The 15,047-nt window shown below is 68.0% G+C and carries 14 protein-coding genes; 4 read left to right on the plus strand and 10 right to left on the minus strand.

The window, feature by feature from the left end; genetic code table 11:
- Nucleotides 1–76 precede the first annotated feature (76 nt).
- Nucleotides 77–835 (minus strand): hypothetical protein, encoded by a 759-nt coding sequence (locus ASF58_RS10010; protein ID WP_055951165.1) that lies wholly within the window; start codon nt 833–835, stop codon nt 77–79.
- 6 nt (nt 836–841) lie between these two features.
- Nucleotides 842–1,933 carry an AI-2E family transporter gene (locus ASF58_RS10015; RefSeq protein WP_055951071.1) on the minus strand — a complete coding sequence of 364 codons (1,092 nt, stop codon included), beginning with the start codon at nt 1,931–1,933 and terminating at the stop codon, nt 842–844.
- Between the two features lie 253 nt (nt 1,934–2,186).
- On the opposite strand from ASF58_RS10015, the gene purM reads away from it, so the two are divergent.
- Nucleotides 2,187–3,254, plus strand: coding sequence for a phosphoribosylformylglycinamidine cyclo-ligase (gene purM, locus ASF58_RS10020; RefSeq protein WP_055951073.1), 1,068 nt, complete (start codon nt 2,187–2,189; stop codon nt 3,252–3,254).
- Complete coding sequence (gene purN, locus ASF58_RS10025; RefSeq protein WP_055951074.1) at nt 3,254–3,934, plus strand: phosphoribosylglycinamide formyltransferase; 681 nt, start codon at nt 3,254–3,256, stop codon at nt 3,932–3,934. The genes purM and purN overlap by 1 nt, the downstream gene beginning before the upstream one ends.
- 22 nt (nt 3,935–3,956) lie before the next feature.
- On the opposite strand, the gene ASF58_RS10030 is transcribed toward purN, so the two are convergent.
- From ASF58_RS10030 to ASF58_RS10045, 4 genes are all read right to left on the minus strand, one after another.
- Nucleotides 3,957–4,901 carry an aspartate carbamoyltransferase catalytic subunit gene (locus tag ASF58_RS10030; RefSeq protein WP_055951076.1) on the minus strand — a complete coding sequence of 315 codons (945 nt, stop codon included), beginning with the start codon at nt 4,899–4,901 and terminating at the stop codon, nt 3,957–3,959.
- A 73-nt stretch (nt 4,902–4,974) separates the two neighbouring features.
- A complete protein-coding gene (locus ASF58_RS10035) occupies nt 4,975–7,959 on the minus strand; it encodes a response regulator (RefSeq protein ID WP_055951078.1) in 2,985 nt (994 codons plus the stop codon).
- A 192-nt stretch (nt 7,960–8,151) separates the two neighbouring features.
- Complete coding sequence (locus ASF58_RS10040) at nt 8,152–8,922, minus strand: potassium channel family protein (protein WP_055951079.1); 771 nt, start codon at nt 8,920–8,922, stop codon at nt 8,152–8,154.
- 31 nt (nt 8,923–8,953) lie between these two features.
- Nucleotides 8,954–10,330 carry a pentapeptide repeat-containing protein gene (locus tag ASF58_RS10045; protein WP_055951081.1) on the minus strand — a complete coding sequence of 459 codons (1,377 nt, stop codon included), beginning with the start codon at nt 10,328–10,330 and terminating at the stop codon, nt 8,954–8,956.
- 113 nt (nt 10,331–10,443) lie between these two features.
- Here ASF58_RS10045 and ASF58_RS10050 point away from each other — a divergent pair, with 113 nt between their 5' ends.
- Entirely contained in the window at nt 10,444–11,487 is a 1,044-nt protein-coding gene (locus ASF58_RS10050) for an endonuclease/exonuclease/phosphatase family protein (protein WP_055951085.1), read from the plus strand.
- Between the two features lie 22 nt (nt 11,488–11,509).
- Here ASF58_RS10050 and ASF58_RS10055 read toward each other — a convergent pair whose 3' ends face one another.
- The 4 genes from ASF58_RS10055 to ASF58_RS10070 form a co-directional block, all read right to left on the minus strand.
- Nucleotides 11,510–12,163 carry a DUF1345 domain-containing protein gene (locus ASF58_RS10055; protein ID WP_055951087.1) on the minus strand — a complete coding sequence of 218 codons (654 nt, stop codon included), beginning with the start codon at nt 12,161–12,163 and terminating at the stop codon, nt 11,510–11,512.
- 52 nt (nt 12,164–12,215) lie between these two features.
- Complete coding sequence (locus tag ASF58_RS10060) at nt 12,216–12,626, minus strand: DUF393 domain-containing protein (protein ID WP_055951089.1); 411 nt, start codon at nt 12,624–12,626, stop codon at nt 12,216–12,218.
- 100 nt (nt 12,627–12,726) lie between these two features.
- Nucleotides 12,727–14,016, minus strand: coding sequence for a phosphopyruvate hydratase (gene eno / locus ASF58_RS10065; protein ID WP_055951092.1), 1,290 nt, complete (start codon nt 14,014–14,016; stop codon nt 12,727–12,729).
- 205 nt (nt 14,017–14,221) lie between these two features.
- The gene (locus tag ASF58_RS10070) at nt 14,222–14,425 is read right to left on the minus strand and encodes a hypothetical protein (RefSeq protein WP_055951167.1); all 204 of its coding nucleotides are present in this window, start codon (nt 14,423–14,425) and stop codon (nt 14,222–14,224) included.
- Between the two features lie 132 nt (nt 14,426–14,557).
- Between ASF58_RS10070 and queF the strand changes: the two genes are divergently transcribed.
- Complete coding sequence (gene queF, locus ASF58_RS10075; protein WP_055951094.1) at nt 14,558–15,022, plus strand: preQ(1) synthase; 465 nt, start codon at nt 14,558–14,560, stop codon at nt 15,020–15,022.
- Nucleotides 15,023–15,047 lie beyond the last annotated feature (25 nt).

Raw genomic sequence — 15,047 nt, forward strand, 5'->3', positions numbered from 1 at the left:
CGGGCCGGCGTTTGTGACGGTTGCATGACGATCTTTGGCACGATCATCGGTCGTCCGTCGTGTCGGCATGCCGTCCTCAGCGCGGGGCATGATCCTCGGGATCCGCCTCGTCCTCGTCTTCCGGTTCCCCGGCTCCGAAACCGAGGCGTTCCAGCACCGCCAGTGCCAGCGGTTTGGTGATACGTCGGCCCCGGCTCAAGGCATCCCGGTCCAGGGCGGTGACCACCTCTCGGGCGCGCCCGAGGGAGCGGTCGATTCGAAGCGCCAGAGCCTCAACGATCGCGAGATCCACCACGAGTTGTCGGTCGACGAACAGCTTGACGAGGACCGCGCGCAACAGGGCGTCGTCCGGGGGCAGGATGGTGGCGCCGGGGGCGAGGCGCAGGCGGGAACGCAGGTCCGCCGTCGTCAGGCCAAGCCCATCCACTGAGGTGGCGGAGGTGACGAGGACTGGGCAGGCGCGCTCGCGTGCGAGGTTGAGGAGGTGGAACAGGGCCGCCTCGTCGCGGGGGACGCCCCCGTCTGCGCCGATCCGGTCGATGTCCTCGATCACCAGGGCGCCGTTGGAGAGGAAGTGCGGCACCGTTGCTGCGGTAATCTCGGAAGCCTGGGCCGTCCAGGCATGGGAGCGAGTCGCCCAAATCGAGGCGAGGTGACTCTTGCCGCTGCCCGGTGGTCCGGTGAGCAGGCACACCGTGTCGGGCCAATTCGGCCACGCCTCGATCAGCGTGTAAGCGGCCTCGTTGGCCGGTCCCACGAGGAAGTCCTCGCGGCCATAGCGCGGGTCGGCCGGCAGGTCGAAGGCCAGCTGCTTCGGCGGAACGGTGTCGCGGATTGCCATTCAGGGTTCGGGCTTTGACAGGAGCGCGGGTGCGTCCGCGTAGTAGAGCGGACTTCGGAGGTAGCGCTCCAGGACGAAGCGGACCAGCACGCCGATGGACGCCGCCACCGGAACGGCCAGCAACAGCCCGAGGAAGCCGAACAGCGAGCCGAAGGCGAGGAGCGCAAACATGAGCCAGACCGGATGAAGGCCGACCGATTCGCCCACGAGCTTGGGTGAGATGATGTTGCCTTCGAGGAATTGTCCGACCACGAACACCCCGATGGTGAGGCCGATATGCAGCCAGTCGGAACCCGGCCAGAACTGGGCAAGGGCAACGCCGACCGAGAGCAGGAAGCCGGTCAGCGTCCCAACATAGGGGATGAAGGTGAGGAAGCCCGCGATGAGGCCGATGAGGACACCGAAATTCAATCCGACGAGGAACAATCCGACGGCGTAGAAGGTGCCGAGAATGAGGCAGACCAGGGTCTGCCCGCGGACGAACCCCGTCACTGCCCCGTCGATCTCACGCCCGAGGCGCCGTACGACCGGCCGATGCCGGGGCGGTACCCAGCCATCGAGGGTCCCGATCATCCGGTCCCAATCGACGAGAAGGTAGAATGCCACCACGGGCGTGACGACGAGGAGCGACGCAATGGAGATCAGCGCCTGGCTGCCCGACCACAAGGACTTCAGGAAAGTCAGGAACCAGGTGCCGCCCTGCCCCACCAGGGTGCCGACCTGCGACTGCAGGTCGGTGAGCACGTCGGCGCCACCCACCCGCTGCAGCAGCGGGCCCGCCCGCTCGGCGAGGATCCCCTGCAGTCGCGAAACCATGCCGGGCAGGGTCGCCACGAGGGCGGAGACCTGGTTGGCGGCGAGCGGCACCACGAGCAGCAGGACCACCACGAGCCCAACCACGAAGACCGCGAGAATCAGGAGCGAGGCCGAGAGCCGCCCGAGCCCGAGGCGCTCGAGCCGGTCCGCGATCGGGTCGAGGAGATAGGCCAGCGCGAGGCCCGCCACGAAGGGCAGCATGACGTCGGCGAGCAGATAGAGCAGGAGGGCGAAGCCCACGAGGGCCATCAGCCCGATCATCGCCCTGCCGCGCATCGGCCGTTCCCTGCCCCAATCGTCGTGTGCGCGACGTCGCCGTTCACGGATCAACAGTGGGAACGCGAGGGACCGCGGTCAAGGCTGCGGGGCGCATGCCGACGTTTCGCGCGCCCCGCTGGCGGAGCCCAGGCCGGGGACCTCGCTGCGAATACCCGCTAACCCACTAGGTGCGACCTGCAAGGACGGACTCGCGAAGGCGCGCGGGAGCGGTTAGAGGTCGCGGAACACGGACCTTCGGAGAGCGGCGCGGATGACCGGCGAGCCCAGACACGGAATGACCTACGCGGAAGCGGGCGTCGACATCGATGCCGGCAACGCCATGGTCGAGACGATCAAGCCGCTGGTGCGTGCCACCCGCCGGCCGGGGGCCGATGCCGAGATCGGCGGGTTCGGCGGCCTGTTCGATCTGAAGGCCGCGGGTTTCAAGGATCCGATCCTGGTGGCGGCCAATGACGGCGTCGGCACCAAGGTCAAGATCGCCATTGAGACGAACCGGCACGACACCATCGGCATCGATCTCGTGGCCATGTGCGTCAACGACATCATCGTGCAGGGCGCCGAGCCGTTGTTCTTCCTCGACTATTTCGCCACCGCCAAGCTGGTGCCAGGCGTGGGCGCTGACATCGTGCGAGGCATCGCGGCCGGGTGTCGGCTCGCCGGCTGTGCGCTCATCGGTGGCGAGACTGCCGAGATGCCGGGCCTCTACGACGGATCCGACTACGATCTGGCCGGTTTCAGCGTCGGGGCGGCCGAGCGTGGGACCCTGCTGCCACGCGGCAACATCGTGCCCGGCGACGTCGTCCTTGGCCTGCCGTCCTCGGGGGTCCACTCCAACGGCTTCTCGCTGGTGCGCCGCATCGTCGAGAAGAGCGGCCTGTCCTACGACGATCCTGCGCCCTTCGAGCCTGCCCGGACCCTCGGCGAAGCCCTGCTGGAGCCGACCCAGATCTACGTCAAGCCGTTGCTGGCAGCCCTGCGTACCACCGATGGGATCAAGGCGCTCGCCCACATCACCGGCGGCGGTTTCCCTGACAACCTGCCTCGGGTGCTGCCCGACGGCGTCGGCATCCGCATCGACCTCGACGCGATCATCCCGCCACCGGTCTTCGGCTGGCTGTCGGACGTCGGCGCGGTCGCCGAATCCGAGATGCTGCGCACCTTCAACTGCGGCATCGGCATGGTCGTGGTGGTGGCGCCCGAGAGCGTGAGCGCGGTGTCCAAGGCCCTCGACCTCGGGGGCGCATCCCCGGTCCGCCTCGGCCGCATCACCCCGCGCGGGACCGAGCCCGTGACCTTCGAAGGCCGGCTCGCCTTCTGATGGCGGCCCTACCGACATCGTCAGCTTCGGTTGGCCGCAAGGCCCGCGTCGCGATTCTCATCTCGGGGCGCGGCTCGAACATGGCGTCGCTGATCGCTGCGGCCGAGGCGCCGGATTACCCCGCCGAGATCGTGCTGGTGGCATCCAATCGCCCCGAAGCGCCTGGCCTGACCTACGCGTCCGAGCGTGGAATTCCGACTCGTGCCGTCGATCACAAGGCCTACCCGAGCCGAGAGGCCTTCGATGCCGCGCTGCACGCCGAATTGGAGGCGGCCGGCATCGACCTTGTGTGTCTCGCCGGCTTCATGCGGATCTTCACCGCCGGGTTCGTCGAGACCTGGGCCGGGCGGATGATCAACATCCATCCCTCCCTGCTGCCGCTGTTCAAGGGTGTGCACACCCACGAACAGGCGCTCGCCGCCGGGGTGCGGCTGCATGGCTGCACCGTGCACTACGTCGTGCCCGAACTCGATGCCGGCCCGATCATCGCGCAGGGTGCCGTGCCCGTCCGGCCTGGCGACGATGCCGACGCCCTCGCCGCCCGCATCCTGGTGCAGGAGCACCGGCTTTATCCGCAGGCCTTGGCCCTCGTCGCGGGCGGCCAAGCCCGCCTCGATGGCGCGCGGGTGGTCTTCTCTGAAGAAGTGCTGGGAGCGGAGGGGGCGCTGCTCAGCCTCTAGGCGGCCAGACGCTACAGTCGTCTCACGCGTTCGGCAGATGCGTCGCCAGGGCTTCCAGCACCGCCATGCGCACGGCCACGCCCATCTCGACCTGCTCGCGGATGAGCGACTGCGCTCCGTCGGCGATCTCCGAGGAGATCTCGACGCCGCGGTTCATCGGGCCCGGATGCATCACCAGGGCATCGGAGGCCGCCAGCCGCAGCTTGTCGGCATCGAGCCCGAAATAGCGGAAGTACTCCTTCACGGAGGGCACGAAGGAGCCGTTCATGCGCTCACGCTGCAGGCGCAGCATCATGACGATGTCGCAGCCCTCCAGACCCTTGCGCATGTCGGTGAAGACCTCGACTCCGAAGCGCTCGATGCCGGTGGGCAGCAGGGTCGAGGGGCCGATCACCCGGACCCGGGCACCGAGAGCCTGGAGCAGGATGAGGTTCGAACGGGCCACGCGGCTGTGCAGGACGTCGCCGCAGATCGCGACCCGCAGGCCTTCGATCCGGCCCTTGTTGCGCCGGATGGTCAGCGCGTCGAGGAGCGCCTGCGTGGGGTGCTCGTGGGCGCCATCGCCGGCATTGACCACGGCGCAGTCGACCTTGCGGGCCAGGAGGTGCACGGCGCCTGCCGCGTGGTGGCGCACCACGATGATGTCGGGGCGCATGGCGTTGAGGGTTGCAGCGGTGTCGATGAGGGTCTCGCCCTTCTTCACCGAGGACGAGGCGACCGACATGTTCATCACATCGGCTCCGAGGCGCTTACCGGCGAGCTCGAAGGAGCTCTGCGTCCGCGTCGAGGGCTCGAAGAACAGGTTGATCTGGGTGCGACCGCGCAGGGTTGTGCGCTTCTTCTCGACCTGACGCGAGAGCGCGACGGCATCCTCCGCTCGGTCAAGCAGGATTTCGATGTCGGGTCGGGAGAGCCCCTCGATCCCGAGCAGGTGCCGGTGGGGGAAACTGGGAGGCGCGGCTGTCATGCTGGGTCCAGGGCTATAGGCTGCCCTGCAGGGGCCGGCAAGCGCGCGCGCCGCGCCGGCCGGCCCGGCGCGGTCAGGCCCCGGGGGCCACCAGCGGCCGCAGGGATTCTGCCAGATCCGTGAGGCTCAGTCCGCCCTTCTGCAGGACCCGATCGGCACGCCCCGCGAGCCGCCTGCGGTCATCGGCCGTGATGTCCTTGGCGGTGAGCACGACGACAGGGATATCACGCCACTCGGCTCGCTCGCGCAGGGCTCTCAGGAAGCCGAAGCCGTCCATCTCCGGCATCATCAGGTCGAGGAGGATGAGGCAGGGCTTCTTGGCGGCCGTCGCCTCCAGGCCGGCCACGCCGTTCTCGGCGGAGGCGACACGCCAACCCTCGCGCGTCAGCATCGCGGACAGTCGCTCGCGGGCATCCGGATCGTCGTCGATGATCAGCACCGGGCCCTTGTGTTCTGAGGGCTTGAACCGCTCCATGGCCGACTTGAGCTGGCCCCACTCGATCGGCTTCTGCAGGTAGTCGGTGGCGCCCAGCGAGAAGGCGAGGTTCTGCTCGTCGAGCACCGTCACCATGATGATCGGCGTCGCTCCAAGATCCGGGTCGGCCCGCAAGGTGCGCAGCACCGACCAGCCATCCATACGCGGCATGGTGACGTCGAGGAGGATGACCCGGGGCTTGAGCTCGCGCGCCCGCTCGAGACCCTCGCGCCCGTCACGCGCCGTGGCCACGGCGAAGCCGTCGCGTTCCAGGAAGCGCGCGAGGAGGTCGCGCGTTGCCGAGTCGTCGTCGATGATCAGGACATGGCCGCCTGCGATCGGTCGTGCCTCCCCGGTCCGGTGCAGGGCATCATGGTCGTGATGAGCCGCCTCGACCGGGTTCGGGGGCACGTAGGTCGCGGGCACCGCCAGGGTGAAGGTCGTTCCAGCGCCCTCCTCGCTCTCCACCTCGATGCGGCCACCCAGCATCTCGGCGAAGGCGCGGGTGATGGCGAGGCCGAGGCCGGTGCCGCCGAACCGGCGGGTGGTCGAGGCGTCGGCTTGGGTGAAGCGCTGGAACAGCTTGGCCTGCTGCTCCGGATTCATGCCGATACCGGTGTCCGTCACGCGGAAGACGAGCCAGTCGGCCCCCTCGCGTGCCGTGCGGTTGACCGCCAGGGTGATGCGCCCGGCTTCCGTGAACTTCGCCGCATTGCTCAGGAGATTGATGAGGCACTGGCGCAGTTTGGTCTGGTCGGTCTGCGCCTCGCCGAGGTGGTCCGCGATCTCGAGGGCGAGGCTGTTGCCCTTCTTGTCGACCAGCGATTCCACGGTGGCGGCGACGTCGCGCACGGTCTCGGCCACCGGGAAGGCCTCGGCATAGATCTCCATGCGCTCGGCCTCGATCTTCGAGAGGTCGAGGACATCGTTGATGAGGCCCAGCAGGTGGCGGGCGTTCGCCTCGATCTTGCGCATGTCGGCGAGGAGCCCCTCCTCGCCGAGATCCTCGATCTCCTCCTGCAGCATCTCGGAATAGCCGATCACCGCCGAGAGCGGGGTCCGCAACTCGTGGCTCATGTTGGCCAGGAACTGGCTCTTGGCGCGGTTGGCTTCCTCCGCCGCCTCCTTGGCGGCCTCCAGAGCGAGTTCCGCTTCCTTGCGCGCGGTGACGTCGGAATGGGTGCCGACCCATTCGCGGATGCTGCCGTTCTCTTCCAGGATCGGGACGGCGCGGGCCGACATGATCCGCCACACCCCGTCCTGGCGGCGGACGCGGTGCTCGATCTCGTAGGGCGAGAGGGTTTCCAGGGCCTGGAGCCAGGCCGCGTTGGTGCGTTCGCGGTCGTCGGGATGAATCGAGCCCAACCAGCCGGCTCCAGCGGCCTCCTGCGGCGTCTGACCCGTGAAGCGGGTCCATTCGGAGGGGGTAACCTCGAAGCCGCCCTCGGGGTTGGTCGTCCAGACAATGGCGGTGGTGGCTTCGGTGAGGGAGCGGAAGCGTTCCTCGCTGTGGCGCATGCGCTCCTCGGAGAGCTTGCGAAGGGTCTCGTCCGAGACCACGAGGCCGACGCCGTCGGCTTGGACGCCGCCGGCGCGCGCCGAGCCGGTCCGTCCGCGCAGGGGATAGAAGCTCATCTGGAAGTGGCGCACCCCGCGTGGTGCGCTCGGGGTCGGCACCGCCACGTCGACGTTGGTGGTCACCAGGCCCTCGTCGCGGGCGGCCTTGAGCTTCGGAATGAGCTGCTCCTGCAGCGTCGGCACGTTCGCCCAGATCGGCGCACCGAGATCGGCGCCGAAGCCGCGCTCATTCATGGTGGCGAGCGCCCGGTTCATGTGCTGGATCGTCAGGTCACGGTCGAGGAAGCCGAGGCCGACGGGTGCGTTGGCGAAGACGCCGTCGAGGAGAGCGGCCGTGCGCTGCTCGTCGCGACGGCGCACCAGGGCGAGGCGCCCGAGCAAGCCAACCGCACCCAGGGCCGCGGCGATCGACACCAGCAGCAGCACGAGCGAAAGCACCCGGTCCCGCTCCTCGCTGGTGGCAAGGACGGCGTTGGCGTGGTTTTGGACACCTTTGGCGGCCGCCCGCACCCCGTCCATGGTGCGCTTGCCCTCGCCCATGCGCGCAAGCGAGACGGCCGCGTCGTAGCCCTGGTTCCGGCGCAGGTCGATGACGTGGGCGGCGTAGCTCCGCTTCGCCTCCACGAATCGGCGCAGGTTGCGCATGTGCTCGGGCGCCTGGGCATCGGTCTGCTTCGTCAGGGCCTCGATGGTGTCGAGCTGCCCGTCGATGGTGTTCTGGGCAGCCTGATAAGGCTCGAGGTAGGGGTCCTCACCGAACAGCACGAAGCCGCGCATGCCGGTCTCGAGCTCGACCATGTTCGACAGCAGGCGTTCGCTCTCGCTGAGGATCGCGTGCTGGCGCGCCGCTTCGCTGCGGCTGGCCTCGCCGGCCAGGTAGTTTCCGATGCCGGCCGCTATCGCGATGCCGATGAGCACCAGAGCGAGAGGAGAACTTGGCAGGCCCGCGAGGACGCGGGGCTTGCGCCAACCCCGATCGGGACGCTTCGGGTAGTCGCTGGTCATGCGATGCGGTTCACGGGGTTGACGCCCGGGCGGGCGGGAGGAGGGGCCGACGTGGGCACGGCGGTGAAGGGGTTCCGCACCGGCTCCAGTACGACGGGATCGGAGGAGCATGATCACGGCTCCGACGCTCGCAAACGCGCCGGCACCATTTCCGTTCATACTGGAGCTCGCCGCGCCGCGTGCGATGTGCGCTCAATCGGCACCTTCGTCCGGAATGGCGAGACGCGTGCCGCAGGCCTTGCAGTGGACCGCGTCGCTGTCGTGCCGCTGCAGGCCGCAGGCCGGGCAGGGAAATCGCACCTTGGGGGGGCGGAAGAGCACCTGTGCGAGACGCAGAAACAGCGTCACGCCGAAGATCATGACGGCGACCGAGATCAGGCGCCCGGTCGGCCCCGGGAGGGTGATGTCGCCGTAACCGGTGGTCGTGAGCGACGTCACCGTGAAATAAAGCGCATCGACGGCGTTGCCGATCGCCGGATTGCTGCCGTGCTGCGTGGCGTAGACGATCCCGGTCATCACGAAGACGAAGACCGCGAGGTTGGTGGCGGCCAGGATCGCATCCTCGTTGGCGCGAAAGACCGTGCTGTCGGCGCGGAGGCGATCGAGGAGCTGATAGGTGCGCAGGAGGCGGAGGGTCCGGAGAATGCGCAGAAAGCCGACCCCCTCCCCCACGACCGGCGCGAGGAACGACACCACCGCGGCGATGTCGGCCCAGGTGGAGAGGTGCAGGAATTCCTGCGCCCGGTTCCGGCTGATCGCGAGGCGCGCCAGGAAGTCGAGGAGGACGACGAGGCCGAGGACGACGTCGATTCCCTCGATCCAGGGGTACCGCGGCAGGAATGAGGTCACCACGACGTAGGCGACGGTGGCCACGTCGAAGACGAGGAGGCCGTAGCGGAAGCGATGCGCCCCGTCGGTATCTCCTTCGTAGAGTCCGGCGAGGCGTGCGGCGAGCGAGGTCATGGCGGGAGAACGGTCGATCGGGGTTGGTCGATCAGCGCCGCAGCCGATTGCCGAGAACGAAGCCGAACAGGCCCATCAGGATGATGCCGGCCGCGCCTTCGATGCCCACCAAGAGATTGGTGACGCGGCCGACCGGCTTCACGCCGATCTCGGGAGGATTGGCGGTCATCATGTTGAGGGCGCTGTAGCTCACCAGATCGAGGGGGTTGTAGGTCGCCCGTCCGTCGCCCCCTTCCGGGATCAGGCCGCCGGTCAAGCCATAGAGAACCGCGAAGACGAAGATCAGAATGACGAAGGCGCGGGCGATGCGCGACAGGCTCTCGCCATAGTCGCAGAGCCACTCCACGAAGCGATCCGCAACCCATTGATAGCCGTGGCGGGCAAGGTCCGGGCCCACGCGTTTCTCCCAGGCCGTCCGGGCCTGGGCCCCCGCGTGGAACCGGCCCATCCGGCGGCCGCGCTTATAGGCCCAACTCGCCGCATCCTGGCTGCCGATGCTCTTGAAGTTCTGTTCCAGGGCGAGGTAGCTCGCCTGCGCGGCGACGTAGTCCCGGGCGATCTCCTCGCCCACCGCGCCGCCGAGTTGGTCCACCCGCATCCGGGTGCCGTTGAGCCAAGCTCCGGCGAAGCGAGCATGGCGCAAGTCGCAGGTGGAAAGATTGAGCCGCACCAGGCTGGTCTCGGACAGGTCAGCCCCGGACAGATCAGCCCCATCGAGCTTCACCCCGGTGAGATTGGCGCCTCGCAGGCGTGACCCGCTCAGCTGGGTCTTCTTCAGGCTGGCGCCCTCGAAATCCGCGTAGGTGAGGTTGACGCCCACGAGCTTGACCTCGTCCAGGCGAGCGCCGCGGAAATGCGTGTAGTCGGCATCCGCATCGGTGAAGTCGGCGCCCCAGAGGTCTGCACCATCGAAATTGGCGCCGTCGAGAAGTGCCCGGCGGAGCTTGGCGAAGCGCATCGCAGCCCCCCCGAAATGGGCATCCTCCAACATGGCGTCGTCGAAGTTGGCCTCGCCGCCGGCAATGCCCGTGAAGCGGGCGCCGCTGAGATCGGCGCCGGCGAAGTTCGCTTCCTCCACCGTGGCACCGGCGAAGCGCGCGGAGCGTCCGAGGGCTCCCGCGAGATTGGCTCCCGCAAGATTGGCGCCGCTGAGATCCGTGTCCTCCAGGTGCGCATCGGTGAGATCCGCTCCCGCGAGGGCAAAACCCGCCTGCTTCGGGTCCCACCAAGCCGGTGGGTCCAGGGCCTCGCCGAGCCGGGCCGCCAGGGCTTCCCGCCCCAGGGGCAGGCCGCCCAGGTCGCGGGCTTCACCATCGAAAAAGCCCGTGAAGGCTGCGGAGCCGAGGCGGGCGAGGAGTACGTCGACCCGCGCGCGCGCTGCGGCGGTCGCCTCTGCGTCAGGCTCCATGTCCAGCCTCCCGGCAGGTCATGCTGGCACCATTCCGAACCTGGGACGTTCCGCAACGCTTGGCCACGACGTGCCGGCGTCGGCGCGAGAGGTGAAGTGTGGCGGGGACATGGATGGCACTCGGCCTGAAGGCCTTCGGCGTGCTTCTGGTGGCGGCGACGCTGCTGCCGTTCGTTCCCAGCAATTCCGGCTTCATCCGCACCTTCGATTTCCCGCGACTGCAGATAGCGGCCCTGATCGTGCCGGTGATCCTGAGCCTGCTGCTCGTCGCCCGCGATGCCGCGGGGCTGACGCTCGCCGCGGGCCTCGTGGCAGCCCTAGCCTACCAGCTGTTCTGCATCTACCCGTTCACGCGTCTGGTCTCGCCGCAGGCCGTGGCCGCGGAGAACGGCGCCTGCCGCTCCACGTCCGGCGTATCGATCATGATCGCCAACGTGCTCGAGTCCAATCGTGCCTACGCGCCGATCCTCGATCTCATCGCCGCGCAGGATCCCGACCTGCTGCTGCTGGTCGAGACAGATCTGGCCTGGGCGCAGGCGCTCGAGCCCCTCAGGGCCCGTTATCCCCATGTGCTGGCCCAGCCTCAGGGCAACACCTACGGGCTGATGTTCTATTCGAAGCTCCCCCTGACCGAGCCGCAGGTCCGCTTCCTCCTGCAGGACGACGTCCCCTCCGTCCGCACGGGCGTGACCCTGCGCACCGGCGAGACCTTCACGTTCTTCGGCGTGCATCCGCGCCCGCCCCATCCCGGCCAGAGCAGCGCCGCGCGCGATGCCGAGCTCGTCCTGGTGGCCCGCGAGGTGAAGGCGGAGGGGCGTCCCGCGGTGGTGGCGGGCGATCTCAACGACGTCGCCTGGTCCAAGACCAACGACCTCTTCCAGCGGATCAGCGGACTCCTCGATCCGCGTATCGGACGCGGTCTCTATCCGACCTTCAACGCGAAATGGCCACTGCTGCGCTGGCCTCTGGATCATATCTTCTTCAGCGACGACTTCCTGCTCGGCCGGATCGAGCGCCTGAGCCATATTCAATCCGACCATTTCCCGATCCTCATCAGCCTGTGCCGCAGCGATCGGGCTCCGCACCTGCAGGAGGCACCGGAGGCTACGGTGGACGATCACGCGGACGCCCGGGAAGCCCTGGAGGCCGCGCCCTGATGTTTCGTCGCCGCCGGCGCGCTCAATGCTGGGCGACGCCTGCCGCCATGTTGATCGCAAGTGCCAGGACGCTGGTGTTGAAGAAGTAGGCGTAGATTGTCTGCACCGTCGCGATGCGGCGCATCGCCTTGCTGGTGATGTCGGTGTCCGAGGTCTGGGACGTCGCCCCGATGGTGGCGGAGAAGTAGAAGAAGTCCCAGAAATCCGGGTTCTCGTCGCCGTTGAAGTCGAGTCCACCGCGGGAGGTGTCTCTATCGGCGCCGTAGTAGAGGTGCGCGTAATGCACCGTGAACACGACCTGCACGAAGAGCCAGGCACAGATCATCGTGGCGGCCGCGAGGGCAAGGTGGGTCAGGCGATAGGCTTCGCTGCCGTTTCCTCCGAGAACCAGCATGGCTACGGCGCCGAAGCTTGCCGCCGCCGCCAGGATCGCGAAGAGCGTGACGGTGAAGGCACTGTCATCGAGGCGCGAGGCCTCGGCGCGAAGGGAATCCTGCGACTGACGCACGGCCTTGCCGACGATGAGCCCGCAATAGACGAGAACCCCGAGGCACCAACCGATGAGAAGCCGGACCGACAGGTCGGCGAAGGGCAGGATGAGGGCGAGCACCAGGGTAAGCCCGACGCTGACGAGGAGGCGCGGCCGAAGCCAGAAAGCCTGGATGGGATTGAGCATGCGCCGCCTCGAAGGAGTGAGCTCCGTCCCTGCTCCTGCGCCCGCGCGTGCCCTATCCGCAAGCCTTGTCGCAGCGTGGTCCACCGCTCCGAACGCGCCGGGCGATCCAGGGCCGCAATGGCAGGAAGAGGCGGTAGGCGACTTCGCCGAGGCCGAGCACGCCCGGCAGGCGAGCGAGCCGCGCGAGGAGACGCCAGCGCGGCAGGACGGCCCAGAGCGCAGCAAATCCGGCGGCCCCTGAGACCAGGGTGCCATCGGGGCGCCGGACGTGGAAGCGCGCCCGGGCCGCACCCCGCGTGAGGCCCGGTCCGAGCTCCGCAGGGCCTTCGGGCCCCACATCGACCCAAGCGATGCGCTCGGCCTCCTCGGAGCGCCGGTACAGCCGGATCTCCGCGGCACAGAGAGGACAGGCGCCGTCGTAATAGACGGTCAGCGCGGCGCGCGCGGTCTGGAAAGTCGACATAGACAAGACATAGGGCGCACCCGTAACGAAACACGGCCGCGAATCGCTTCGCGGCCGTGTCGGAGTCACTCAGAGGCGTTAAAGGCGCGCTCGCCAGGCTTCAGCGGCGTGCGAGCGCCTTCAGGGCGTTGCGGCCAGCATAGAGCGCCTGCGAGCCAAGGCCCTCCTCGATGCGGATCAGCTGGTTGTACTTGGCCAACCGATCCGAGCGGGCGAGCGAGCCGGTCTTGATCTGTCCGCAGTTTGTCGCGACCGCGAGGTCGGCGATGGTCGAGTCCTCGGTCTCGCCGGAACGGTGCGACATCACGGCGGTGTAGCCGGCGCGCTGGGCCATATCGACGGCCGCCAGCGTCTCAGTCAGCGACCCGATCTGATTGACCTTTACGAGGATCGAATTCCCGGTCTGCTCGGCGATGCCCCGCGACAGGCGCGTCACGTTGGTCACGAACAGGTCGTCACCCACCAGCTGGCAGCGATCGCCGACCCGGTCGGTGAGCAGCTTCCAGCCCTCCCAGTCGTCCTCGGACATGCCGTCCTCGATCGACAGGATCGGGTAGGCATCGACGAGGCCAGCGAGGTAGGCGACCTGCGCCTCGATATCGCGCGTCTGACCCTCACCCTCATAATGGTAGGCGCCGTCCTTGAAGAACTCCGTGGCGGCGCAGTCCAGGGCCAGGACCATGTCGGTGCCGGGCTTGAAGCCAGCGGCCTGGATCGATTGCATCACGAAGTCGAGGGCGGCCTCGGCTGAGGGCAGGTTCGGGGCAAAGCCACCCTCGTCGCCGACGTTGGTGTTGTGGCCCGCCTTCTTCAGGGCGCCCTTCAGGGTGTGGAACACCTCGGCGCCCATGCGCACGGCCTCGGCGAGCGAGGACGCGCCCACCGGCATGATCATGAATTCCTGGAAATCGATCGGGTTGTCGGCATGCGCCCCGCCGTTGATGATGTTCATCATCGGCACGGGGAGTACCCGGCCCTGCGTTCCGCCGATGTAGCGATAGAGCGGCAGGCCGGCGGTCTCGGCAGCGGCCTTGGCGACCGCGAGCGAGACGCCAAGAATCGCGTTGGCGCCGAGGCGGCTCTTGTTCGGGGTACCGTCGAGCTCGATCATCGCCTCGTCGATGGCGATCTGGTCCTCGGCATCCATGCCGCCGATCGCGTCGAGGATGTCGGATTGCACGGCATTGACCGCCTTGCGCACGCCCTTGCCGCCGTAGCGACCCTTGTCGCCGTCGCGAAGCTCCATCGCCTCGTGCGCACCGGTGGACGCCCCCGAGGGCACGGCTGCGCGGCCGAAGGAGCCGTCCTCGAGCAGCACGTCGACCTCAATGGTCGGGTTGCCTCGGCTGTCGAGGATCTCACGGGCGGCGATGTTGGTGATCGCGGTCATGCAGGCGCCTTCCGGACGTTTCGGCTTGTCGAGGCCTCAATCGTGTGAGGCCGGGTCCCTCCTGGAGGCAGCCATGAAGCCACCTCGGGGATGGGGTGATCCCGCCGAGGCTTATCCGCCAACGCCTCGCGTCCGGCAAGCGCCCTCAGTAACCGGTCGCCTTCAGGCCGACAGATTCTCTGAACCTAGTCCAGGCCGGATCGCGTCAGCGGTCTCCAGCGCCCGACAGCAGCAGTTCAATCTGGGCCATCCCGTTCTCGCGCGCCTTGGCCTCAGTGGGATGATTGCGGTCGGAACGCTGAATCAGCTTTCCCTTCCGGCGAATCGCCCACTGGTATGGACTGCCCGGCGCCTTGGGCGGCTGGATCTCCAGGGTGTAGGGGTAGGTAGCCGTGTTATCGTCGCTCATATCCCCCATATGGCACGCGGACCCCGCGCCTGCCACTCGCCGGGGGCACATGGCTGGCGAAATGGTTGGATTTCGTCATAAAGCCTGATGCCTGCGACGCGGTTCGCTCCCCGTCTTCGGAAGATTTTGCCCATGACGCTACCGCCTTCAGGCGCCGAGAGCCTGCAACTTGGCCAGATGACCCCCCTGCCGGGCAGCCCGGACGAGGCCCGCCTCGACCGGGTGCCGAACCCCCATCCGGGCACCGACTATCTTGCCCGCTTCACCGTGCCGGAATTCACCTCACTCTGCCCAGTCACCGGCCAGCCGGATTTCGCGATCCTGGTGATCGACTACGTGCCGGATCAGTGGCTCGTCGAATCGAAGTCGCTCAAGCTCTATCTCACGGCCTTCCGCAATCATGGAGCTTTCCATGAGGATTGCACGGTGGGGATCGGCCTGCGCCTCACCGAGCTGCTGGGGCCCCGTTACCTGCGCATCGGCGGCTTCTGGTACCCACGCGGAGGCATTCCCATCGACGTGTTCTGGCAGACGGGCGAGCCGCCGAAATCCGTGTGGCTTCCGGATCCCGGCGTGCCACCCTACCGGGCTCGCTGAGATCCGCTGCCCTTGAGGGCGGCCT

The sequence above is a fragment of the Methylobacterium sp. Leaf125 genome, from assembly GCF_001423085.1.
Classification (GTDB): Bacteria; Pseudomonadota; Alphaproteobacteria; order Rhizobiales; family Beijerinckiaceae; genus Methylobacterium.

What these genes read in the sequence shown, in the direction of transcription:
- ASF58_RS10015 (WP_055951071.1), bottom strand. Translation starts at nt 1,933, where the DNA reads ATGCGCGGCAGGGCGATGATCGGGCTGATGGCCCTCGTGGGCTTCGCC.
- purM (WP_055951073.1), top strand. Translation starts at nt 2,187, where the DNA reads ATGACCGGCGAGCCCAGACACGGAATGACCTACGCGGAAGCGGGCGTC.
- purN (WP_055951074.1), top strand. Translation starts at nt 3,254, where the DNA reads ATGGCGGCCCTACCGACATCGTCAGCTTCGGTTGGCCGCAAGGCCCGC.
- ASF58_RS10030 (WP_055951076.1), bottom strand. Translation starts at nt 4,901, where the DNA reads ATGACAGCCGCGCCTCCCAGTTTCCCCCACCGGCACCTGCTCGGGATC.
- ASF58_RS10035 (WP_055951078.1), bottom strand. Translation starts at nt 7,959, where the DNA reads ATGACCAGCGACTACCCGAAGCGTCCCGATCGGGGTTGGCGCAAGCCC.
- ASF58_RS10040 (WP_055951079.1), bottom strand. Translation starts at nt 8,922, where the DNA reads ATGACCTCGCTCGCCGCACGCCTCGCCGGACTCTACGAAGGAGATACC.
- ASF58_RS10045 (WP_055951081.1), bottom strand. Translation starts at nt 10,330, where the DNA reads ATGGAGCCTGACGCAGAGGCGACCGCCGCAGCGCGCGCGCGGGTCGAC.
- ASF58_RS10050 (WP_055951085.1), top strand. Translation starts at nt 10,444, where the DNA reads ATGGCACTCGGCCTGAAGGCCTTCGGCGTGCTTCTGGTGGCGGCGACG.
- ASF58_RS10055 (WP_055951087.1), bottom strand. Translation starts at nt 12,163, where the DNA reads ATGCTCAATCCCATCCAGGCTTTCTGGCTTCGGCCGCGCCTCCTCGTC.
- ASF58_RS10060 (WP_055951089.1), bottom strand. Translation starts at nt 12,626, where the DNA reads ATGTCGACTTTCCAGACCGCGCGCGCCGCGCTGACCGTCTATTACGAC.
- eno (WP_055951092.1), bottom strand. Translation starts at nt 14,016, where the DNA reads ATGACCGCGATCACCAACATCGCCGCCCGTGAGATCCTCGACAGCCGA.
- ASF58_RS10070 (WP_055951167.1), bottom strand. Translation starts at nt 14,425, where the DNA reads ATGAGCGACGATAACACGGCTACCTACCCCTACACCCTGGAGATCCAG.
- queF (WP_055951094.1), top strand. Translation starts at nt 14,558, where the DNA reads ATGACGCTACCGCCTTCAGGCGCCGAGAGCCTGCAACTTGGCCAGATG.